Below are 22,651 nucleotides of genomic sequence, written 5' to 3' on the forward strand. Positions count from 1 at the left end.
CGGGCCGGTTTGGGGAGGAAGGGTTTAGTCCTGCTTGCCAGCAGACGAGCCCTTCAGCGAAGTAAAGGCCTCACCCTTCTCGTTCGAGCACCAGTCGTAGAGCACGCCACCCAGGGCAGCCACGCCCAGGATCGCGGCGGCGATGGTGCCGACCTGCCGAACGTTCGGGTCGGCTGCAAGCTGCTGCAGCTGACGGTTTGCAGCGTCGATCTGCGCGCGCAGCTCGCCGAACTGGTCATTGTCGTTGCCACGGTTGCCCGTGCCCCAGTCCGGGGTGTTGCGGCTGAACTGCGCCTGGATCTCGGCGTTGATCTGCGCAACCTGCTGGTTGATCACGTCCATGTACGGCGCGCCCACCTGGCCGCCGACCGCAGCGAGCAGCGCCACCGGCACCAGGTAGAGGATCGGCGAGGCGACTGCGTTGGCCACGCAGCGGCCCAGCACATCGCCCGGCTCATCGCCCGGCGCGACCGGCGAGTCCGGCGTAGTGGTCGGCGGCACTGTCGGGTCATCCGTGCCGATGGTCCGCGTCTTGCGCAGGCCAAGGTCATAGGAATCGTTGCGCTCGCCCGGCTTCAGGATGACCTTGGAAATCAGGCCTTCCTCGTCGGTTGCGCCCGGCACCTTGCCGGTGACTTCCCAGCCCTGCGGCTTGATAAAGCGGACCTCGTACTCCTTGTTCGGGTCGAGCCCCTCGATGAACCAGTTGCCGTCCTGATCAGTCGTGGTGGTGCGGGTCGGTTCGCCGTCGCGAATGACCTGCACGGTGACGTCGGAAAGACCCTTCTCGTCCTCGTCCTGGACGCCGTCGCCGTTCTTGTCGTTCCAGACGCGATCGCCAACGGTGCCCTTCGGCAGCACGCCCAGGTCAACGTCGAGACGCTTCTCGCCCTTCTCGATCGTGACGGTGCGCTTGACCTGGCTCGGATCCGACGGGGTGTGCCCACCCGGCAGGTACTCCACGGTGTACTCGCCCGGAGTGACGTCGACCTTCCAGTTGCCGTCCTCGTCCGTCACGGTGCGGGTGACCTCGTTGCCATCCTTGTCAGTAATGACCACCGTGACGCCCGGGATGCCGGTCTCCTCGCCCGGATCCTCCTTGCCGTCACCGTTCACATCGAGCCACACGCGGTCGCCGATGGTTCCCGGGGTTTCCGGCTCGCAGTCGCAATCCGGCTTCACGGTCTTCAGACCCAGGTCATAGGTGTCGTTGTACTCCTTGGGCCTCAGGGTTGCTTTTGCAACCAGGCCCTCCCCGTCAGTCGCACCCAGCACCTTGCCGGTGACTTCCCAGCCCTCCGGCTTGATAAAGCGGACCTCGTAGTCCACGCCCGGGGTCAGGCCGTCGATACGCCAGTTACCCTGCTCATCCGTGTAGGTAGTACGGGTCGGCTCGCCCTCGCGGGAGACCTCAACAATGACGTTTGGCACGCCCTTCTCGTCCTCGTCCTGCACGCCATCGCCGTTCTCATCGTTCCAGACGCGGTCGCCGATGGCACCGCCCGGCAGCACGCCGAGATCAATGTCGAAGTTCTCTTCGCCCGGCTCAATCTTCACGGTGCGCTCAATGAGGCGCTCGTCGCTAGCAACGTGATTGCCCGGCTTGTAAGTGACGGTGTACTCACCCGGATCAACGTCAACCTTCCAGTGGCCGTCCTCGTCCGAAACAGTACGAGTGACCTCGTTGCCGTCCTTATCAGTAATGACCACCGTGACGCCAGGGACACCGGTCTTCTCGCCCGGATCCTCCTTGCCGTCACCGTTCTCGTCCAACCAAACGCGATCACCAATGGTGCCGCGCTTCGGTGCCTTCTCCGTGGTGGTGACCTGCTCGGTGGTAGGAACTGGCTCCTTGACCGTGGTCGTCTCCGTCACCGTGGTCGGCTCGCAATCGCAGCCCTCGGTCTCGGTGACAGTGGCGGTCGTGGTTTCTGTCGCGGTTTCAGTCTCAGTGGAGGTCGCGGTGGTCGTGGTCGTTTCCGACTCCGTCTCCGTCGACGTAGTGGTGACCGCCGGAGCCGTTTCAGTCGGCGTAGTCGTAACCGCCGGGGCGGTCTTTGTCAGCGTCGTCGTAACCGTGGAAGCAGTCTCCGTCGGAGTCACCGTGGTCGTCGAAGTCTCGGTGGTAGTGGTCGTTTCGGTGGTGGTCTCCGTAGTGGTTTCCGTCGACGTCGACGTTGTCGGTTCCGGCTGAGGGGTCGGCTTTTCATCCGGCTCCACCACGCGAAGCGTGTTGCTTTTTTCGACCAAAGCCACCTGGTCAGTGACTACCTGGCCGATATAGACGTCGTGAGTAACAACCGGGTCTGCACCCGCCGCGCATTGCGGAGAAGTATCCTTCACCGGCTGGGTGACCTCGACAATAGTACCGCTGGGCAGGAAGATCTCACCGGGCCAATCCTTGGGAACGACGGCGTCGCTTGGTTTCAAACCCCAGTCGTACACCTGACGCCAGTCGCGGCCCGGCAGTCCCGCGTCACGCGCCTCAACAATTTGCGGCATGTCTTGGTGCTCGGGTGAGTCCGGAGTATGAAGCTGAGCGCGCTCCATAATCTGGGAAGTAACGTCTTGGCCATCCACGATGAATTTCAACTCAGCCTCGCCGAGCTCCGCATTCGGGGAGCGAGTCCCAAGCCAAAGGTCGCTCAGCCACCCACCATATTTGCCGTTCTGAGACACGTAAGAGGACTTCGAAATGAGTGTGCAGCGGTCATTCGGGTCGGCGATAAAACGGGCATCATTCCGGTCTGGGAATTGGTTCTCGGGCGCGATACGCGCCGTAGCCTCAATCGTCGCAGGAGAGAACTCTGTGCCTGGCTCAATGTCTTCAGAAACCTTGACCGGCACCTTGTAAGTGAAGGAGTCATTCGCGCTGATGTAACCAAGGTCTACGATGTAGCCTCCGCCTGCGGGCTTCACCTCAGCGTTCCGCTTCTCGCCGCTCTTCCAAACAAACGCCGACGGGTTAATCTGCGGTTCCGCTTCAAGCTGGTCAGAAAACTGCAGGGCGATTGTCGCCCCTTTGACGTCAGACTCGCCCGGCCCCAGATGGTTACCACTAGGTGGGAAAGGAGCCTCGAAGGAACCGGTGAACTCAAGCTCCACCGTTTCCCCAGGCTCCACCTCTTTGTCGGTCGGAGTAACGTTGACCGACACCTTCGGCTGTAGCTCTTGATTCTTATTGTCGGGGTTGCCGTTGAGGAAGGAATCATCCTTCACAACGTAGGCGTGCGCGTGAGGCGCAACTCCCCCCCCCCGCTACCGCAAGCGCCACGGTGCTCAGCGCGGCAACCAGTTTCCGCCGGAGGCCTCGGCGCTCATTTCCTGATGTATTCATGTACTTGTCCTCTCGATCCCATCGAAATCTCAGCAAGGGGTTCCAGCAAAAACTCCAAGCTTTTCAAGACAAGGATCAGAGTATTCCAAAGGTCCACTCTTCGCATGACACAAACTGGAACACACTTATTCGGGGGGTGAGCGACAAAACGAGTGCGTTTGAATCGAGATTCCCTGCCCTGCCCGGAGACAGAGTAGGAAATTGTTCACTGACACGATGGTTCCTGGCTTCAGACACGAAAACCCATCATTCCAAGTATTCGGATGAGCTATAGGCAACCTCACTAGAGACCACAACAAACAGCCTGGCAGACGGCGTGAACGCACAATCAAATTTTCTCGCCCGAGCCCACCGCGGCACATTTGACGAACACGCCGGGCACGACAGGCTCACGTCTCCTAATCATCCTCGCTGTAGACGTAATTATCTGCATCCACGATAGGCGTACTTCTTCGTATCGAGAGCCTGTGCTGATCATCCGCGCCCAACATCCATGAGAACCCACTTCCCGCGCGAAAAGTCTGCGGCCGCAGACTCCGCGTCCACCGCCACTAGGCTCGTAGCCTATGAGGATAGGCATCATCGGCGCTGGCATCTCCGGCCTCGCGCTGGGGGCAGCGCTGCACCGCAGCGGCATGGACGTGCAGATTTACGAAGAGCACCCGCAAATCCGCAGCGGCGGCACCGGCATCACGCTCGCGCCGAACGGGCTCGCCGCCCTCGACGCCTTAGGAATAGGTGCGAACTTCCGCGCACTGCAGCAACGCCAAACCCCGTTTCAGGGCGGAATCCGCAGCCCACGTGGCGATTGGCTCACCCGCATTTCCCCGGAGATCACGGGCACCTCGCTCGCGCTCGATCGCACCACGCTCCACTCGCTCCTCCTCGCAGACATCCCAAGCTCGTGCGTACACACCTCCGCTGCGGCTGTGGGCGTCGACGCCAGCACCGGCGCGGTCACCTTCGCCGACGGCACGCAAGCGCGCTTCGACGTCGTGGTGGGCGCGGACGGGATCCGCAGCGCAGTGCGCGCCAGCTGCTTCGCCGACCCCGGCATGACCTACGCCGGCTACAACACGTGGCGCGCGATCACCGAAGGGGTACCGCTCGACGCCGGGTTCGAGACCTGGGGCACTCGCGCCCGCTTCGGGGCAGTCCCGCTTCACGACGGCCACACCTACTGGTTCGCCGTCACCTCCGGCCCAGAAGCCCAACCTGGCACCCAGGCGCTGCACCAACTACACGCAACCTTCGAGCAGTGGCACAACCCAATCCCTGAACTGCTGCGCGCTACCCCGGAGGAGTCAATCCAGTACCTGCCCATCCACGAGCTCGCGAAACCACTCCCGAGCTACTACAACGAGAAGGTCGTGCTGATCGGGGATGCGGCGCACGCCATGACGCCAAACCTCGGACAGGGTGCTTGCCAGGGTTTGGAAGACGCCGCAGTCCTCGCCCGGCTGCTGCGCGCAGGCAGCACGGACTTTTCTGCCTACGACACGCACCGGCACCGCCGCAGTCAACAGGTTGCTCGCCAGTCGCGGCTGATCGGACGGGCATTACATACCGGCGGCAAGCGTATGGCCACCGCACGCAACTGGATACTCAAGCACGTGCCGGATGCGGTAACCAACAGGCAGGTGCAAGTGGTGACTGCGTGGGAGATGCCGGAGATGTGACCGGGGTGCCTCCAAATAGAACGGCACCGCGCGAGCAACGAGGCCCTCGTGTTGCCGCGGGCCGTGAAAATGTACGCATCGGGAAGAAGGGCGTTTCCACGTTCCCCCAGGTCGCCAAATGGTCATACATGGAATTTTTCACGGGGCTGGCCCCACAACCCCCCGTTTAGGTATATCAAGATTCCCGCCTCGGTAGACAGATGAGCGACCGCAAAATCTGTGTCGTCCGAGACGGGCGGCTTATTGGGGCTCAGCGCTGAATCAGGTTTGCTGGCGGCGTTGTAAGGCGGAGGATGTTTGCCACTCCTTGCGTCAGTGCTGCAAGTGCCAGTACTAGGCCGATTGTAGAAATCACAAACGCAACCGTGTGAGTTGCATTCGCTGCCGGTGAACCTTTCTCCGTTGATGACATGGTAGCTATGGAGCTCGCCCCTGGCGTGGGATGTTTCTCGGCTGTGGCCGATGCCGGAGTGCCAAGCGTCAGTGCAACGGAGATTGCGGCGCTAGTTGCAATTAAGCGTTGCATTAGTGCGGAAGGAACTGGCCAAGCATAGCCTGGATTTGGGGCAGGGTCGTTGCAAACGCCAGGCCGCCGAGGACGGCGAGGACAGCCACCACAATGCCGCCGATAGCAGCCGGAGAGGTGGAGCCGTTCTGGTCAGAGGGGTTTGGGTTAGCTGGCGTTTCAGCGTTCTTAAAGTCAAGGGAGACACCGACCTTGCTGTCCTCCATCGGCACACCTAGCTTATAGCTCGAGCCGAAGATGTCTACGCCGGACTCAGTCATTGCGGTTGGGGTGAAGATAATCTCCTTCTTTCCCCCAGCCGTGGGAACAAGCGACTCCTTGACGTCGAACTCAACGATCGGCTTGTCGTCATTCTTGGCATCATCCATATCGGTATCCGGCTTAGCGCCCTTGCGTACGTAGTCTGCCTGCAAATGGCCCTTGTTGCCATTGATCACGATCTTGAAGTCGGACATTTGGATGTCCATGGCACCCTTGTGGCCTTCGATGCGGATTGCACCGTCCAGATCGATGGTGCCCTCACCCTTGTCGTTGAAGGCAGAGTCTGCTGCGTTGACCGGCAGTTTGAAATCAACAACCTTGCCTTCTGCCTCGACCTTCTCGGCTCCATCGGAAGCAGTGATGGTGCTTCCAACAAAAGGATTCTGTACGTAGCGCAGGAAGGATTCCTTGATGTTCCAGGTTACGTTGCCGGACAGAAGTTCCGGGGTCTCGGCGGCGGAAGCGGCGGGGGCGAAAAGTGCGGTGGAGGTGACGGCGGCAGCGGTGACGAGCGCCAGAGAGGAGGTACGGGACATCCTAATTCCTTTCGAAATTCAGAACGAAGACAACCAATTAGGTTTGCCTTACCTTAATCAGGTTAGGCTACCCTTTGCAAGCTGTGGGGGTGATTAGGGGAGTATTGCGCTTATCTGGGAGGCACCGGGCTAGAGGCCTCGGCTGGTGTAACAAACACGCGTCCGTCCATACTCGAGACCGAAATCGGCCAGTCGTAGACGCCGCTGAGTACGTCGTTTGAGTAGACCTCCTCGACAGGACCTGTAGCGGCTACCTCACCTGACTTCAGGCACACCACCCTGTCGCAATAGCGTGCTGCAAGCTGCAGGTCGTGCAGCACCACAACGACGGCGACGCCTTGGGCTGCAAGACCGCGGACTATGCCCATCGTCTGTTCCTGGAAGCGCACATCCATGGCCGCTGTTGGCTCATCAAGAAACACCACTGGTGTTTGCTGTGCGAGCACGCGTGCGAAGGCTACGCGCGCACGCTCACCACCGGAAAGCGTCACGACTTCTCGATCCTGGAGATGCGTCATGCCGGTGGTTGTCAGCGCGGCATCTACAATCTCAGCATCCTTGTCGCTGGTTCCCCAGGGGTGACGCCCCATTTCGACGATGTCTCTGACAAGGAAAGAAAACGCCACTCCAACGTCCTGCAGCATCACTGCCCGGGTACGAGCCAACTCTTGAGCCGGGGTGCTTGCGACGTCGTTGCCACCCACCTCCACGCGCCCTGAGGCCACGGAAATGTCTCCGGAGAGTGCTGCCAAAAGCGTGGACTTACCGGCACCGTTCGGGCCGATTAGGCCTGTGACTTCGCCTGACCGAGCATGCATGGATACGTCGTTAAGAATGGTGCGACCCTGTTTTATTACGGTCACGCCGTGCGCGTGGACACTCATAGATCGTGATTCTTTCGCAACATCTGCCGAAGCAGGAAGAAGAAGGTGGGCCCGCCGATAAGTGCTGTAAAGATGCCAATCGGCAGATCCGCGAAGGGGATGACGGTGCGGGCGAAGATATCTCCAGCGCCAATCAGCAGCGCGCCGCCGAGCGCAGAAGCAGGTAACAGCACAGCATTCGAAGGGCCGACGGCAGTGCGCACAATATGCGGAACTACAAGACCGACGAACCCGATCAGACCTGCAAAGGATACTGCAGCGGCGGTGAGCAGAGTGGACAGCACAATCGCCGTCATTCGCAGTCGCGGAACGTTGATGCCCACGTGACTCGCGGCTTGGTCTCCAAGTGCAAGGATATCCAGCTTGCGGCCAAGCAAGACCGCCAGCATCAGTGTGGCGACGACTATTGCTACAACCGTGCCGGTTTGGGCCCAGCTTGCCCCAGCCAGAGTGCCCATCTGCCAGAAGATGATTTGCTCGCGGGCAGTCGTCGGAGCCATGAACGTCAGCAGTGCAATCGTCGCTCCACAGATGGCGTTTGCAGCAATACCGACCAGGATCAGGTTCAATACGCGGACCTTTCCTCCAGAGCGGGAGAGTCGGTATACAACCGCGGTCGCCAAAGTCCCAGAGACAAACGCGAAAATCGGTACTGTCATCGTGCCAAAAGTGCTTGCGCTGAACACGATTGCTGCCGCCGCGCCGACTCCTGCACCAGAGCTGACACCAATCACGCTTGGCTCGGCGAGCGGGTTGGCGAACACCGCTTGCATGAGTGCACCGCCGACGCCTAAGGCAGCGCCGACAAACAGGCCAAGCACTAGGCGGGGTAAGCGAACCTGCCATACCACGGATGCATCGAGGGAGGTGGCAGACATCGGGCCCGCGGTGATGATCGGCCACAGCTCACTTGGCGCGAGCTCGAACTGGCCGACCAAGATGGAGGCTACTGTGGTGGCTACCAATAGCGTCGAAGTGGCAATGAAGAGGATGACGCGACCACGGCGTCGGGCCTGGAAGGCCGAGAGCTTGGAACTCACTCGCCCTCCCCGTACAGGGCATGGGCGGCGCGCAGCAGCATTTCACCGGTCTGAGGGCCGAAGGCGAGCGAGTCACCATCAGGTAGCGAAAGTACCCGCTTGTTTTTGCCTGCTGTTGTCTGCGCAACCCCCGGACGTTGGAGAAGGCCTTCGACATCGCCGGTGGATTGCAATCCGCTGTTCATCATCACGAACACCTCCGGGTTGACCTCTGCAAGAGCCTCAGGGCTAGCGGGGGAAGAGGTGCCGATACCGTGCTCCGTGTTCACATCCACGCCGCCGAGGGCCTCAATCAAGTCTTGGGTGCCGTCTTCGCCACCAAGCAGGTAAAACACCCCGCCTGTTCCGCGGGCATACAGGAAAGACATACGCAGCGGAACATCCGGCTTCACCGCAGCGATAGCGGACAGGGCCTCGTCGACCTCACGCTGGCTGCGCTCCGCCAAAAGGCGGCCAGCCTCAGGCTCACCAACTACCGTCGCGACGTTGATGATGTCTTCGCTCATGGACGCCATCGACCGATTCGGCTCCATCACGACTGTGGTTACCCCGGCCGCACGAATCTGGTCGATTGCCTCACTCGGACCAACGGAATGATCCACGATGACCAGGGTTGGTCGCAAGTTCAGGATTGCTTCAACATTGAGGGAGTGACCATTTTCGGTCACCACGGGCAGATGGCTTAACGACGCCTCCGCCGAACTCACGGTCCTCCCCACAATATTGTCCCCAAGACCAACCCCGCGCAGCGTCTTCGTGTACGTGCCGTAAATATCTAGGGCCAGAATCCGGGAAGTGTCGATGACGGAGACGTCGTAGCCGTCTGCGTCTGTTAGCTCCACCGGAAGAGCATTCTGGCGAGGCGCGTCTACTGGCTCTACTTCAGAAATCTCGGACACCATGGCAACGCCTTGGGCCTCGTGTGGGTCGCCGGCAGCTTCGAGGGAATTCACGAGTTGCTGCGTTTCCATCTGCACTGGGTTGTCCCACGCAGCACAACCGCTTAGCGGCAATGTGATAGCTAGCCCAGCGGCCAATGCTCGTGCGGCGAATTTCTTAGTGAAGTTCATGAACATGCTCCTAAACGGTGATGACGAACCTGGTGAGTGCTCCGCCAGCCCCGATCACGGAAGCGGCAAGCAAGAGAAGTTTGGCCAGCGCAGCATCATCCCAGCCGTTGTCGCTACCAGCACCTGCGCTAGCTCCGCTTTTGATTTGAAATTGTCCGCCCTGCGGTTGCTCGGCTGAGACAGCGGTTTCGGCATCTTCGACCTCATCAAGCACGCTAGCCCCAGCTGCAGTGTTGGCCGTGGTGCCGCCGCCACCGCGGAGCTTTTCGGCACTGTTGGAGGTGCCGCCCTTGCCGGTTGCAGCTGCGGAGCTGCTGTCCCCTTGGCCCTCAGCACAGTTGCTAGAGCCGCCGAGTTGAGCCGTGAAGCTCACTGGGTCCAGTGGGTCGCCTGCTGGGTAGAACTGGCCGAAGGCTTCTGCGCCGACATCAGTCAGGGTTGCTGTAGCTGTACCCGATGCCGCTGATTCAGAAACATTCAGGTCGGTGAAATTGAGATTGGCAATGGCAATGCGGCCGTAGTCATTCCGTTTACCATCCGTGTTATTTGAGGAAGCATTCACAATAAGCTGTCCGGTATTGCCGCTGAACTGGATCTCTAGGTTAGAAAAACGCGTGTTCAGTACACCATTGTGGCCAGTGAAGCGGATGCTGCCGGGGAGCAGGATGGTGCCAGAGCGCGTCGACGGATCCACCGCCCCCGCGTTTCCATTGAAGGTGAAGGCCGTGCCGTTGTCCCCAACCCCAGTCAGCTCCCAAGCACCTTTTGCAATGTTGCCACGGATGTAGGTACGGAATGACTGCCGCACCCCCCACGTCGCCTCAGCGCTCATAACTCCCTTTGACGTTGACGCACTACATGCGCCCCCGGCTGCCAACTCGGCCTGTCCCGCCTGTTGCGTTTGCGATGCTTGTTTAGCTTGCCCAGACTGTCCGGTTTTGCTTGCCTGCCCAGCCTGTTGAGCTTGTTGTTGCACCTGTCCAGACTGTGAAGCTTGTGGCACCTGCTGAGCCTGTGGTGACGGAGCCGTCTGTGGCGCTTGCTGGGCTGGCAGTGCTTGTGCTGCCGGGTTAACTCGGTCGTATAGGGACTCTCCATTTTTGAGGACGTTATCGGTGTTGACTAGAAGGCCATTGACCTCAATGAGCGTGTCGTTGATGTCGCCGAGCAAGCTCGCGGGGCCGGAGGTCGCTTGTGAGCGGGTGGCACCCGTCCCACCTCCAGCGGATGTCCCAGTCTGCCCGCCTGAGGGCGCGCCCAGAGAGTATTGAGGGGCGGGGGCGGTGCCGTTGGCGTTGTCAAGCGAAAGCTCAATGTTGATTGGGTCGAGTGTCTCCCCAGCCTCGTAGAAACCGCCGAAGATTTCGGCTCCGCTCGAGGTCAGCGACACCGTTCCGGCGATGGTGGTTTGCGATGCGGCGAAGTCGGGAGCTTGGCTCAGCGCGATGGCAGCCAGCACTTCCTGCTTACCTTCGCGGGTCGCGCCGGTTTTATCCATCCCCTCGTACTTGCGGGAGGCGTAATCTACGCGCAGCTCCGCCTGCGTGCCGTTGACAACAATGATGGGGTTGCGTAGTCGCATGTCAAGAGCACCGTTGTGTCCGTAGAAGTGCACCTCACCGGAGAAATTGATCTGCCCGGAAGCCGATGAGCTGATCGCTGCGGACTCTAGTGGGAAGGTGAACCCAGAGCCGCTGTTCGTCGCACCGCCGCTAGTAGAGATTGAACCTTTTGCTACGCCTGTTTCAACGTATTTCCGGAATGATTCGCGTACACCCCAATTCATTGTGCCTGCGGTAACCGTTCTGTGTGTAGCAACGGATTGAGCATGGGCCAGCGGAGGAGGCAGAAAGGCAGGGCTGCAGGTGACTGCGGAAAAGGTGAAGAAGCTAGAGGCAACTACGGCGGCGCAAATGTTTCGGAAGTTCATATGACCTCGGCAGGTTTAGTTCAAGGTAGATACTGGATAGGCTAACCTTAGCTAAGTAAGGATAGCGTTACCTAATGAAGGGGTCTATTGGTGGAAGCAACGTACGAGCCTGCGACGGACTTCATTCCGGTCGTGCAAGATGAATCCTTGCCGGAGGGAAAGGGTCAGCATCAGCCGCGCTTTGCGAGCTGGGAAAAGGCCCTGCTCGCGCTCATAACTGGAGTTATCGCATTCGGTGGCGCGACCGGCAATGTATGGGTGGCATTCCCAGCTGCCGTAGTCATGGTCACTGTGCTGTATGGGCTCGCGGCGCTTCCGTCTCGCGGCTACGCGGAGGCACAAGCGGGAAGGCGAGCCGGACTAGTGCTTGGTGTGGTGTGGGCTCTCATCACGTTGCTGGCGGCCCTGACTTTGTTCTTGGTGCCGGCAAACTACACGCTTACTAGCGGAATCGTGACGGCACTGGTGTCCGCGGGGTGCATCTGGGGGGCAATCGCGTATGTAGATCACCCCGCCAGACCCACCAGTTACGCTAGCTGACGCGCTTTGGCGAGGTCCTGGAACACGGCCTGGTTTAGGTCGAACGCGCGCTTCGCGGTATTGACGAGGCGCGCACGCTCCTCTTCACCGAGCTGCATTGCGTCAAGAGCTGCCTTGTACTGTGCGCGGTATGGGGGAATCTTGCCAATGGCGGAGAAGTCATAGAAGTGGAGCGCCTCTCCTGGTAGCTCGTACGCTTCGCGAAACACGCGCGCGAGCACCTGGCCACCGGCGATGTCGCCAAGGTAGCGAACGTAGTGGTGAGCAACCACCTCCGGGCCGTTGTCAGGGCCGAGCCCCTCTAGCTCTGCGACGTAGTGGGCGGTGGCGGCGAGTGGTTCCACCTCGTGCCAGCTCTTGCCCAGCATGGAGGTGAGGTCCTGCGTGATCGCCTCTACACGCTCAAGGCGCTTGTCTGCGATGAGCGCCACGGCGGGGTGCTCGCCAGCCCGACGAACAGCAGCTTCAAGGGCTGAATAGATGTGGAAGTATTGCGCGGTCAGTTGAGCCACTGCGTTGCGGTCTAGCCTGCCGCGACTGAGGTCAGCCATGAATTGGGAATTTTCTGCGCTGGTGTGGGCCTCTGCGGTCTGGTTTTTAAGGGAGGTGGAGAGCTGCTCACCAGCGGTCGGCAACATGGTTGTCATTTTTCTACTCCTTGGAAAATGAAAGATTTTCAAAAAGAGTAAGGCAAGCCTTGCCTAATCACAATTAGACGAAAGGTTGATTTTCCCCATCGCACCTGTGGCGCCCAATGCTATTGCCCATAAATACAACGCACGCCGCGGAGCTGGGCTGCCGATGATGCCATTGAGCAGGTAGTGGTCCTGTCTAACACCCACAAAACGTCCGCATCCCCTTTTTTGCCCCTTAGCCCCACGCAGACGTCGACAAGCAAAAAGGCCCCGCTCTCGCGGGGCCTTTCCGGTTTGTGCCCGGGGGGGGACTTGAACCCCCACGATCTTGCGATCACTGGCACCTGAAGCCAGCGCGTCTGCCAATTCCGCCACCCGGGCGGGCGACTTGATTAATATAACACCACACTCCAACGAACTACCAAATCGCCACGTCAGCCCGCGTTTTCGCGTTTTGAACTAGGCGCGTGGCCCCGGCGCATTTATACTTGCTTGGTTAAAGGACATCAGTGAGAAGCAATTGAGCAGCTGGGAAGGAGGTGCGGGCAGCATGGGCGTGATGGATCGGCTGGCAAAGCTGGACTCGTCGATGCAGCGTGGCCTGGATAATTCCATGGCGGCGCTGTTCGGCGGCAAGGTTGTGCCGGCGGAGATTGAAGAGTTGGTGAAGCAGGAGGCGCAAGACTCCGTGGTGGTCACTGATATGGATGAGTACGTCTCGCCAAACGTGTTTGCGGTGGGTGTGTCTTCGAAGGATTTGGAGAACCTGTCGCAGCATCGTGACTTGCCCGCGGACCTCGCCGAGCAGCTCATGCGGTACGTGCGCAACCTGGGGTGGTTCCTGGATGGGCCGCCCGTGGTGCGTATCGCTGAGGAATCCGGGTTGCGGACAGGCCAGTTGCGCGTGTCGTCGTATATCGACCAGGAGCCTGACGTGGTCAGTGGCTTCGACGCGATTGTGGCGGAGCCGAAGAAGCGCCGCCAGGCCCGGGTGCCGAAGGATCGAAAGGATCAGGAGGATCACATGAATGAGCCGAACGCAGCACAGCCGGCGGGTGGCACGCCCACGGTAAGCCTGCTGCTGCAGGACGGGTCTTCGCGCACCTACTTGGTGCATGAGGGTTCGAATATTTTGGGCCGTTCCAATGACGCGGACTTCCGCCTGCCGGACACGGGCGTGTCCCGCCAGCACGCGGAGATCACCTGGGACGGCGAGGTGGCTGTGCTGGTGGATCTGCAGTCCACCAATGGCACCACCGTCAATGAGGAGCCCGTGGAGAACTGGATGCTTGCCGACGGCGACGTGATCACCCTCGGCCACTCCCACATCGAAGTCCGCATCGTCGAGCCGCTGGCGCAGGCTGCAGAGGCAGCCGCCCCGCAGCCCGCGGACGTCGCAGAGGCGCAGATCGACGCGCACCCGCGCACCGAGTTCTTCCGGCCTTAAGCCGCCTAGTCACGTAAAGGAGCCTCATGGATTCCGCTGTCATTCTCAGCGCGCGCTTCGGCCTGCTTGCCCTGGTGTGGGTGTTCATCCTGCTGGTGTTGTGGGTGCAGCGCAAGGACGTGGTCAAGGCGGCGGGCACGGTGCGCAGGCAGACGACCAGCGCGGCACCGGTGCGTCGCGAGAAGGCACGCGAGCTTGCGGTAGTTGAGGGCCCGCTCAAAGGCTCCCACATGGAAATTGCCAGCTTGGAGGACTTAACTATTGGTCGGGCCGGCGACAATGATTTCCAGCTCGGCGATGATTTCGCCTCCTCGACGCACGCGCGGCTGTTCCGCCGCGGCAGCGAATGGTTCATCGAGGACATGGATTCGCGCAACGGCACGTTTGTCAACGGCATGCGCATTGACCAGCCGGAAAGGGTGTCTGTGGGCACGGATATAAAGATGGGACGCACGATTGTGAGGTTGATGCCATGAGTTTGCGCCTAAACTTTGTCGCCGTCTCCGACCGCGGCCTGGTCCGCGGCAATAACGAGGACTCGGCGTACGCGGGCCCGCACCTGCTCGTGCTGGCTGATGGCATGGGCGGCCACGCTGCGGGCGAGGTCGCCTCGCAGCTGATGGTCGAGCACATGGAGCACCTCGACCGCGACCCGGGCGACGCGGATATCCTCGCGCTCCTTGGCGCTGCAGCGGATGACGCGAATGCGTCGATCGCGGAGTCTGTGGCCAACCACCCGGAGCAGGCGGGCATGGGCACGACCCTGACCGCCCTGATGTTCAACGGCGAGGCGCTCGGCCTGATCCATGTCGGTGATTCGCGGGGCTACCTGCTTCGCGACGGGGCGTTGACCCAAATCACCGAAGACGACACCTTCGTCCAGTCCCTGGTCAACGAGGGCAAGCTGGAGCCGGAGGACGTGTCCAGCCACCCGCAGAAGTCGCTGATTTTGAAGGCGTACACCGGGCGTAAAGTCGAGCCTCACCTGCAGATGGTGGAGATCGAGCCGGGCGACCGCCTCTTGCTGTGCTCCGACGGCCTGTCGGACCCGGTCAGCACCGAGACCATCGAGGTAGCGCTGGCGCAAGGCACCCCGGAGATCGCCTCGCAGCGGCTCATCGAGCTCGCGCTGCGCTCGGGCGGGCCGGACAACATCACCGTGGTGGTGGCCGACGTGGTCGACGACGAAGAGGCGGATGCCCCCGAGCTGCCGAGCACCCCGGCGCTGGCCGGCGCGCTCGCCCCGGGCTACGAGCAGTCCCACCCGGATTCCTCGGCCAGCCGCGCCGCGGCGATCATGCGCAAGTCCGAGACCATCCCGCCGAACCAGAACCGGTCCAGCAACTCTCCGAGCGACTCCGGTGACGCCGGTGAGGACGCAGACGAGGAGGATCACCCGCGACGTGCCACTCGTTGGCCGTGGGTAGTCGCCGCCCTTGTCATCGCGATCGCGCTGGTGGCCGGCGGACTGTGGTGGGTCAACCAGCGCAACAGCGACCAGTACTTCATCACCACCGACGCAGATGGCAACTACCTGATCGAGCACGGCTCGCAGAAGTCGCACTCGCCGGTACAGCAGGCCTGCATCGACGAGAAGAACAACCTGCGCATCGTCTCTTCCGCGACCGTCCCGGACGGCTGCAACGTCTTCAGCCAGGACGACCTGCCCGCGAGCCAGCACTCCGTGGCGGAGAACTTCGGCGGCGGCTCCTACGATGACGTCCTCGGACTGCTCAACCGGATGGCCGACGAGGCCCTGCCGGTGTGCGTGGACAAGGAAGAAAAAGACACCGAGGAATGTAGGAAGGTGAGCTAAGCGTGAAGAAGATTTTCTCCCGCAACCTCGAGCTTCTCCTCCTGCTGTGCTCGGCGGGCCTGCTGCTGCTCATGGTCTTCGGCCTGGAGCTGAGCCAGGGGCGCACGCTGTCGACGGACATGCTCTACCTCGTCGGCGGCTTCGTTGGCGTCTACGCCATCGCGCACGTGGCGATCTCGCTGCTCGCCCCGCGCGCAGACCAGGTGATGCTGCCGGTGGTCTCGCTGCTCAACGCGATTGGGCTGGTGCTGATCTACCGGCTCGACCTGGCCGAGCGCCCCGGCTACGGGCCGCTGGCGGAGCGCCAGGTGCTGTGGTCACTGGTCGGCGTGGTGCTCATGGTGCTCACGCTCATGATCGTGCGCGACCACAAGGCGCTGTCGCGCTACTCCTACCTGCTCGGCCTGACCGGGCTGGTCCTGCTGGCACTGCCGCTGGTGTGGCCGCAACCGGAGGGGCATGCGGACGCGCGCATCTGGCTGTGGCTCGGGCCTTTCTCCATCCAGCCCGGCGAGTTTTCCAAGATCCTGCTGCTCATCTTCTTTGCGCAGCTGCTCGCCATGAAGCGCAGCCTGTTTACCGTAGCTGGCAAGCGCTTTTTGGGCTTGACGTTCCCGCGCGTACGCGACCTCGCCCCGATCCTCATGGTGTGGGCGATCGCCATGCTGATCATGGCCATTTCTAACGACTTCGGCCCGGCACTGCTGCTCTTTGCCACCGTGCTGGGCATGGTCTACTTCGCCACCGGGCGCACCTCCTGGCTGGTTATCGGCCTGGGCCTGGTGGCCATCGGTGGCTACGCCGTCTACCAGGTCAGCTCGAAGATTCAGGACCGCGTGTCAAACTTCATCGACCCGTTCTCCGACTTCGAGGGCATTGGCAACCAGCCAGCCAACGCGCTGATCAGCTTGAGCTGGGGTGGCATGACCGGCACCGGTTTAGGCTACGGCCACCCAGAGCTCGTGCCCGTTGCACACTCGGACTACATCCTGGCAGCTTTGGGCGAAGAGCTCGGCTTCTTCGGCGTGGCCGCCGTGCTGTGTCTTTTTGCCATCCTGATTACCCGGGGTTTCCGCGCCGCGATGCAGGTGCGCGACACCTACGGCAAGCTGCTGGCCTCGGGGCTGGCGCTGACGCTGGCCATCCAGATCTTCGTGGTCGCCGGCGGCATCTCTTCCATGATGCCGATGACGGGGCTGACCACGCCGTTCATGTCGGCGGGTGGCTCGTCGATTATGGCCAACTACATCCTGCTGGGGCTTCTGCTGCGCATCTCGCACGGCGCGAACTCGCCGACCGAGTACGACGCCTCTGCCGTCGCCTCGGGTAACCAGGCCTATGGCGCGGAGGTGGCTCCCGCACGATGAATACCACTATTCGCCGCGGCGCCATCCTCTCGCTGCTGCTCATTGTCGCCCTGCTTGCCCACTTCACCGTGGTGCAGGGCTTCCGCGAGGAGGAGTACGCGCAGGATTCGCGCAACTCGCGCACCTTCATGGAGCTCAAGCAGGTCAACCGCGGCCAGATCAACGCCGGCGGGCAGGTGCTCGCCGAGTCCTACCGCGACGAAGCCACCGGCTTCTACCAGCGCGCCTACCCCAACATGCCCTACTCCTTCGGGCCGGTGGTGGGCTACGTCTCCGACCAGTTCGGCACCTCCCAGCTGGAGTCCACCTTTAATGCCGAGCTCAACGGCGACGGCAAGGGCTCCAACTCGCGCTTTACCCGCACGGGCCTGGAGCAGGACCGGGTGGGCAACACGGTTGAGCTTTCGCTGGACCCGAACCTGCAGGCCTTTGCCTACGAGCAGCTTTCCAACAACAACTACGACGGCGCGATCGTCGCGCTGCGACCATCGACCGGCCAGGTGCTGGCCATGGCATCGACACCGTCTTTCGACCCGAACAGCATCGCCTCTCCTGCCACCGCGGCCGAGGCCTGGGGGCAGCTGAACAACGACCCGCGGCAGCCGCTGCTCAACCACGCGGCGCAGGACCAGCTGCCGCCCGGCTCGATCTTCAAGATCATCACCACCGCGGCGGGCCTGCGCAACGGCTACACGCCGGACTCCCCGCTGACCGGGGACGCGCAGATCACGCTGCCCGGGACCAACGTGCCGCTGACCAACTACGGCGGCCAGGCCTGTGCGGGCGGCGGGCAGGTCACGCTCACTACGGCGTTCTCCCTGTCCTGCAACACCGCGTTCGTGCAGATGGCGCTGAACATGGGTGCCGACCCGCTGCGCAAGGCGGCCGCGGACTTCGGGATCGGCGAGCGCTACGAACTCATGGAGCTGGGCGTACCCAACGCCGCCGGTTCCCTAGGCGAGATCCCCGGCGCGGCCGAGCTGGGCCAATCCGCCATCGGCCAGCGCGACGTGACCATGACCGCGCTACAGGCCGCCGTGATGGCCGGCGTGGTGGCCAACGAGGGCAAGCGCATGCGCCCGTATGTGGTCAACCGCGTGGTCACCTCGGATTTGCGCACGGTCAAAGAGACCAAGCCGAAGCAGCTCGCGGAGGCGCTCACCCCTGAGGAGGCCGGCACGTTGACCAACCTCATGTTCGCCTCCGAGCGCGCCACCTGGGGCTACGACGGCAACGGATTCGCCTCCAAGACGGGTACCGCCGAGCACGCCGAGGGCGCGGCCCCGCACGTGTGGTACGTCGCCTTCGACCCGGCCAAGGACGTGGCCGTGGGCGTGGTGGTGAAAAACGGCGGGCACGCTGGCGAAGGTGCCACCGGCGGGCAAGTCTCCGGCCCGCTGGGTCGCGCGGTGTTGCGTGCGGCACCGGCTGCGCCGGCGGATGGGGAGTCGGCACAATGATGGGAACACGGGGCGTCGACAAGCATGAAGCAGACGAAGGACACGAACGATGAACACTGAGAACCGCGAAGAACTACAGAAGCTCATCGGCGACGATTACCAGCTGCAATGGGTGATCGGGCACGGCGGCATGTCCACCGTGTGGCTCGCGGACGACCCGGAAAACGACCGGGAAGTCGCGCTCAAGGTGCTGCGCCCCGAGTTCAGCTCCAACGACGAATTCCTCGCCCGCTTCCGCAACGAGGCGCTCGCCGCCGAGGGCATCAACTCGCCCAACGTGGTGGCCACCTACGACTACCGCGAGCTGGAGTCGACGTCCGGGGCGGCGATGTGTTTCATCGTCATGGAGTACATCCGCGGCGAGTCGCTCGCCGACCTGATCAAGCGCGAGGGCGCGCTCAGCGAGGAGCTGGCGCTCGACGTGCTCGAGCAGGCCGCGCACGGCCTGGCCGTGATCCACCGCATGGGGCTGGTCCACCGCGACATCAAGCCGGGCAACCTCATGATCACCCAGAACGGGCAGATCAAGATCACTGACTTCGGCATCGCCAAGGCCGCTGCCGCCGTGCCGCTGACCCGCACCGGCATGGTGGTCGGCACCGCGCAGTACGTCTCGCCCGAGCAGGCCCAGGGCATGAAGGTCACCGCGGCTTCCGACGTCTACTCGCTCGGCGTCGTCGGCTACGAGATGCTCGCCGGCGCCCGCCCCTTCACCGGCGATTCCTCGGTTTCGGTTGCGCTCGCGCACGTGTCCGCGGAGCCGCCCGCGCTGCCGATTTCCGTGTCCGCCCCGGCGCGCGAGCTCATCGAGATCGCCCTGCGCAAGGATCCCCGCCAGCGCTTCCGCGACGGCAACGAGATGCAGCTGGCCGTCGAGCAGGTGCGCCAGGGTCTGCGGCCCGCCCAGCCCGGCGGCCAGACCGCGGTGATCGCCACCGAGCCCTCGCCCACCGAGTCGACCCAGATGCTCGCGGATGTGGCCGAGGAGCGCACCACCCGCCCCGCCGGCGCGTACCCGCCGTCCGCCGCCCGGGCAGTTGCTTCTCGACGCCAACCTGCCCCTCCCGCACCCGCCTCCTCCCGCGCCGGCGGATACCGGGAAGCGCAAGCCGCGCCGCAGGAGGAGAAGAAGCCCTCCAAGGCCGGCCCGATCGTGGCCGGGCTGCTTGCCCTCCTGCTCGTCGGCGGCATCGCCGCGTGGGCGGCAACCAGCGGTGTGCTCGACGGTGTGCGCGGCGGCTCGAAATCCTCGACCCCGACGCAGCCGAGCGTGATCACGCAGACCGAGACCGTGGAGTCCACGCCCAGCGAGGCAGATGAGGAACCGGAGACGGTTACCCGCCGCCGCGAGACCGTCACCCGCGAGGTGGAAGAGCCCGCGACCTTGACCTTTAGCGAGGAAAACACCCCGCAGCCCGAGCAGCCCACCCGCGAGGCGCCCAGCTCCGCGCAGCCGACCCAGGTACCGCCGAGCTCCGCCCAGGAGCCCACCGGTGAGCCGAGCCAGCCTGCGGCCCCCAGCCAGCCTGGCGGGACCGGTGATGGGGCTGGTGGGATAGAATTGCCTAACTTGGAAGATATCTTCGGAGGTACTGGGCAATGATGATCGCGAATCGCTATGAGCTCGGTGACGTCATCGGCACCGGCGGCATGAGCGACGTCTACGAGGCCACCGACACGGTGCTGGGGCGCACCGTCGCGCTGAAAATGCTCAAGATGGACATGGCGCGCGACGAGAGCTTCCGCGAGCGTTTCCGCATGGAGGCGCAGAACTCCGCCCGGCTGAACCACCCCAACATCGTGGCCGTCTACGACACGGGCGCGGAAGCCGTCGAGGGCGTGGACGTGCCCTTTATCGTGATGGAGCGGCTCACCGGCCGCAACCTGCGCGACATCATCCGCGAGGAAGGCCCCCTTGCCCCGCAGCGCGCCGCCGCCCTCCTCGCGCCGGTGGCCAAGGCGCTGCAGGCCAGCCACGACGCGGGCATCATCCACCGCGACATCAAGCCGGCCAACATCATGGTCACCAACACCGGCGAGGTCAAAGTCATGGACTTTGGCATCGCCCGCGCGGTCGACGATTCCTCCTCCGTCCACACGCAGACCTCGGCCGTGATCGGCACCGCGCAGTACCTCTCCCCGGAGCAGGCCCGCGGCAAGTCGGTGGACAACCGTTCCGACATCTACGCGCTCGGCTGCGTGATGTACGAGATGGTAACCTCCACCCCGCCCTTTGAGAGCGAGTCGCCCTTCGGCGTGGCCTACATGCACGTCCAGGAGGACCCGCAGCCGCCGAGCGAGCGGCTTACCGAGCTCGGCTGCACCCAGGGCAGGGCTGCCGACGCCGCCGCGGCGCTGACCGACAACGAGGCCGTCAACTTGGACTCTGTCATCCTCACCGCGATGGCGAAGCACCCGGCGGACCGCTACCAGTCGGCAGCGGAAATGGGCGAGGACCTCGCGCTTTTGGAGCGCGGCAGCGTCACCCACGCCGCCCGCACCTACCTCGCCGCCGCGGAGCGCGACCAGCAGGGTGCGCACGCCGCTGACAACACCGTGGTGACGGGCCAGCCAGTGCCCGCGCCAGCCCCCGCCGTCGCCCCGCGCCCGCAGGGCACCACGCGCTACGAGGATCACCGCCGCTCGCACGAGAAGCGCTCTTCTTCCTGGATGAAGTGGGTCGCGGCACTGCTCGGCGTGATCCTGCTCGCCGCCGCCTCCTGGCTGGCCTACTCCTACTTCTCGCCTGGCGGGAACGGGGACAACAGCAAGGTCGAAGAGTCGATGGTGAAGGTGCCGGATGTCGCCGGCAAGCCGCGCGACGAGGCGATCGCCGAGCTCGAGGGCCTGGGCTTCCAGGTCGCGGTAAGCGACGAGCCGAGCCCCGACTTCAAGCGCGGCGACGTGATCAGCACCAACCCGGCCGCGGGCTCCGAGCTGCAGCACGGCACCCTGATCACGCTAAACGTGTCCAGCGGCAAGGAAGTCACCGACGTGCCGGACCTCACCGACATGGATCCCCAGGAAGCGCAGGCCGCGCTCGAAGAAGCGGGCTTGGAGCTCAACGAGGACATCCGTCGCGAGGCTTCCGAGAACGTGCCCGAGGGCGTCATCATCTCCCAGCACCCGGCGGCCGGTTCGCAGCTGTCCAAGGGCAGCAAGGTCACCATCACCGTGTCCACCGGGCGCGAGAAGGTAGAGGTGCCCTCCCTGGTGGGCCTGAACGTCAACCAAGCCACCGCGACCCTGTCACAGCTGGACCTGCGCGCCACGGTCACCCGCATCGACTCCGAGCGCCCCGACGGCGAAGTGATCGCCGTGGCCGGCGAGAACACCGAGGTCGAGACCGGCACCACGGTTGAGCTGCGCGTCTCCAACGGGATGCTCATGCCGATGCCGCAGATCACCCGCATGGATGTCAACGAGGCCGACCAGAAGCTGCGCGACGCAGGCTGGAACGGCCGCCTCATCGCAGGGCCCACCGTGCCCACCGGGGCGATGGTCGACGCCGGCCTGATCGGTCACCAAGGCACACCGGTCGGCGAGCTGATCCGCAAGGACCAGGCCATCGGCTATAACCTCTGGGAGTTCGACGCAGGCGAGCTCAACCCCTTAAGGAATAATGCGGCGGGGCCGCAGCCTGGTAAAGTAGCGGGTCAGAACGCCAATGGGCGCCCGCTGGGCGACGCGCTCCGCGGAATCGGCCTGTAACACGGGCCTATATCCCCCAGTAGAAAGCGACGAAGCACAATGCCTAAAGCAAAAGTCACGAAGGACGCACAGCCCGTCACCACCGCCTCAAGCACCGCCACGCGCACCCCGGTGAAGATCAACACTGGCGGCACGCCGACCTGGTACAAGGTGATCATGTTTGGCCTGATGCTGCTCGGCCTGGCCTGGATCATCGTCTTCTACCTGGCCGCCGACCAGATCCCGCTGCTCGCCGAGCTCGGGCCCTGGAACTACGCCATCGGCTTCGCCGGCATGATCGTCGGCCTGCTCATGACGATGGGCTGGCGCTAGCGTTTCGCACTGCTTTTGAAGGCGGGTACCCGTTGGGTGCCCGCCGTTTTGCTGCGCATAATTTACGTGAACTATCACCAATTCCTTAGTTTTCTATTGC

Annotated in this window: 16 protein-coding genes and 1 tRNA gene; 9 read left to right on the plus strand and 8 right to left on the minus strand. The window is 62.9% G+C overall.

Annotation, left to right across the window (positions count from 1 at the left end; genetic code table 11):
• Positions 1 to 24 precede the first annotated feature (24 nt).
• Positions 25 to 3,219, minus strand: a complete 3,195-nt coding sequence (locus HMPREF2990_RS04250; RefSeq protein ID WP_070762860.1) for an SdrD B-like domain-containing protein — start codon at positions 3,217 to 3,219, stop codon at positions 25 to 27.
• A gap of 684 nt (positions 3,220 to 3,903) precedes the next feature.
• Here HMPREF2990_RS04250 and HMPREF2990_RS04255 point away from each other — a divergent pair.
• Entirely contained in the window at positions 3,904 to 5,016 is a 1,113-nt protein-coding gene (locus HMPREF2990_RS04255) for an FAD-dependent monooxygenase (RefSeq protein ID WP_070762861.1), read from the plus strand.
• Between the two features lie 525 nt (positions 5,017 to 5,541).
• Here the strand turns inward: HMPREF2990_RS04255 and HMPREF2990_RS04260 are convergent.
• The 7 genes from HMPREF2990_RS04260 to HMPREF2990_RS04295 all read right to left on the minus strand — a co-directional run bounded on the left by HMPREF2990_RS04260 (position 5,542) and on the right by HMPREF2990_RS04295 (position 12,819).
• Complete coding sequence (locus HMPREF2990_RS04260; protein ID WP_070762862.1) at positions 5,542 to 6,339, minus strand: HtaA domain-containing protein; 798 nt, start codon at positions 6,337 to 6,339, stop codon at positions 5,542 to 5,544.
• A gap of 110 nt (positions 6,340 to 6,449) precedes the next feature.
• Complete coding sequence (locus HMPREF2990_RS04265) at positions 6,450 to 7,223, minus strand: heme ABC transporter ATP-binding protein (RefSeq protein ID WP_070762863.1); 774 nt, start codon at positions 7,221 to 7,223, stop codon at positions 6,450 to 6,452.
• Entirely contained in the window at positions 7,220 to 8,263 is a 1,044-nt protein-coding gene (locus tag HMPREF2990_RS04270) for a FecCD family ABC transporter permease (protein WP_070762864.1), read from the minus strand. The genes HMPREF2990_RS04265 and HMPREF2990_RS04270 overlap by 4 nt, the downstream gene beginning before the upstream one ends.
• The gene (locus HMPREF2990_RS04275) at positions 8,260 to 9,339 is read right to left on the minus strand and encodes a heme/hemin ABC transporter substrate-binding protein (RefSeq protein WP_246817426.1); all 1,080 of its coding nucleotides are present in this window, start codon (positions 9,337 to 9,339) and stop codon (positions 8,260 to 8,262) included. The genes HMPREF2990_RS04270 and HMPREF2990_RS04275 overlap by 4 nt, the downstream gene beginning before the upstream one ends.
• Positions 9,340 to 9,343: 4 nt before the next feature.
• The gene (locus HMPREF2990_RS04280) at positions 9,344 to 11,119 is read right to left on the minus strand and encodes an HtaA domain-containing protein (RefSeq protein WP_168167122.1); all 1,776 of its coding nucleotides are present in this window, start codon (positions 11,117 to 11,119) and stop codon (positions 9,344 to 9,346) included.
• Between the two features lie 671 nt (positions 11,120 to 11,790).
• The gene (locus HMPREF2990_RS04290) at positions 11,791 to 12,450 is read right to left on the minus strand and encodes a biliverdin-producing heme oxygenase (RefSeq protein ID WP_083317003.1); all 660 of its coding nucleotides are present in this window, start codon (positions 12,448 to 12,450) and stop codon (positions 11,791 to 11,793) included.
• A 285-nt stretch (positions 12,451 to 12,735) separates the two neighbouring features.
• Positions 12,736 to 12,819, minus strand: a tRNA-Leu gene (locus HMPREF2990_RS04295).
• Between the two features lie 169 nt (positions 12,820 to 12,988).
• On the opposite strand from HMPREF2990_RS04295, the gene HMPREF2990_RS04300 reads away from it, so the two are divergent.
• Genes HMPREF2990_RS04300 through crgA form a run of 8 tightly spaced genes read left to right on the plus strand, consistent with a single transcriptional unit; the run spans position 12,989 to position 22,551 of the window.
• Positions 12,989 to 13,885 (plus strand): DUF3662 and FHA domain-containing protein, encoded by an 897-nt coding sequence (locus tag HMPREF2990_RS04300; protein ID WP_070762867.1) that lies wholly within the window; start codon positions 12,989 to 12,991, stop codon positions 13,883 to 13,885.
• A gap of 26 nt (positions 13,886 to 13,911) precedes the next feature.
• Positions 13,912 to 14,361 (plus strand): FHA domain-containing protein FhaB/FipA, encoded by a 450-nt coding sequence (locus tag HMPREF2990_RS04305; RefSeq protein WP_038587505.1) that lies wholly within the window; start codon positions 13,912 to 13,914, stop codon positions 14,359 to 14,361.
• Positions 14,358 to 15,701 carry a protein phosphatase 2C domain-containing protein gene (locus tag HMPREF2990_RS04310; RefSeq protein ID WP_070762868.1) on the plus strand — a complete coding sequence of 448 codons (1,344 nt, stop codon included), beginning with the start codon at positions 14,358 to 14,360 and terminating at the stop codon, positions 15,699 to 15,701. The genes HMPREF2990_RS04305 and HMPREF2990_RS04310 overlap by 4 nt, the downstream gene beginning before the upstream one ends.
• 2 nt (positions 15,702 to 15,703) lie before the next feature.
• On the plus strand, positions 15,704 to 17,068 hold the full coding sequence (locus HMPREF2990_RS04315) for an FtsW/RodA/SpoVE family cell cycle protein (RefSeq protein ID WP_070762869.1): 1,365 nt from the start codon (positions 15,704 to 15,706) through the stop codon (positions 17,066 to 17,068).
• On the plus strand, positions 17,065 to 18,528 hold the full coding sequence (locus HMPREF2990_RS04320) for a penicillin-binding transpeptidase domain-containing protein (RefSeq protein ID WP_070762870.1): 1,464 nt from the start codon (positions 17,065 to 17,067) through the stop codon (positions 18,526 to 18,528). Before HMPREF2990_RS04315 ends, HMPREF2990_RS04320 begins: the two co-directional genes overlap by 4 nt.
• A 49-nt stretch (positions 18,529 to 18,577) precedes the next feature.
• Positions 18,578 to 20,131 carry a serine/threonine-protein kinase gene (locus tag HMPREF2990_RS04325; RefSeq protein ID WP_070762871.1) on the plus strand — a complete coding sequence of 518 codons (1,554 nt, stop codon included), beginning with the start codon at positions 18,578 to 18,580 and terminating at the stop codon, positions 20,129 to 20,131.
• On the plus strand, positions 20,131 to 22,239 hold the full coding sequence (gene pknB / locus HMPREF2990_RS04330; RefSeq protein WP_083317007.1) for a Stk1 family PASTA domain-containing Ser/Thr kinase: 2,109 nt from the start codon (positions 20,131 to 20,133) through the stop codon (positions 22,237 to 22,239). Before HMPREF2990_RS04325 ends, pknB begins: the two co-directional genes overlap by 1 nt.
• 39 nt (positions 22,240 to 22,278) lie before the next feature.
• Positions 22,279 to 22,551, plus strand: a complete 273-nt coding sequence (gene crgA / locus HMPREF2990_RS04335) for a cell division protein CrgA (protein ID WP_038587493.1) — start codon at positions 22,279 to 22,281, stop codon at positions 22,549 to 22,551.
• Positions 22,552 to 22,651: the final 100 nt, after the last annotated feature.

This window comes from Corynebacterium sp. HMSC071B10 (assembly GCF_001814825.1).
Classification (GTDB): domain Bacteria; phylum Actinomycetota; class Actinomycetes; order Mycobacteriales; family Mycobacteriaceae; genus Corynebacterium.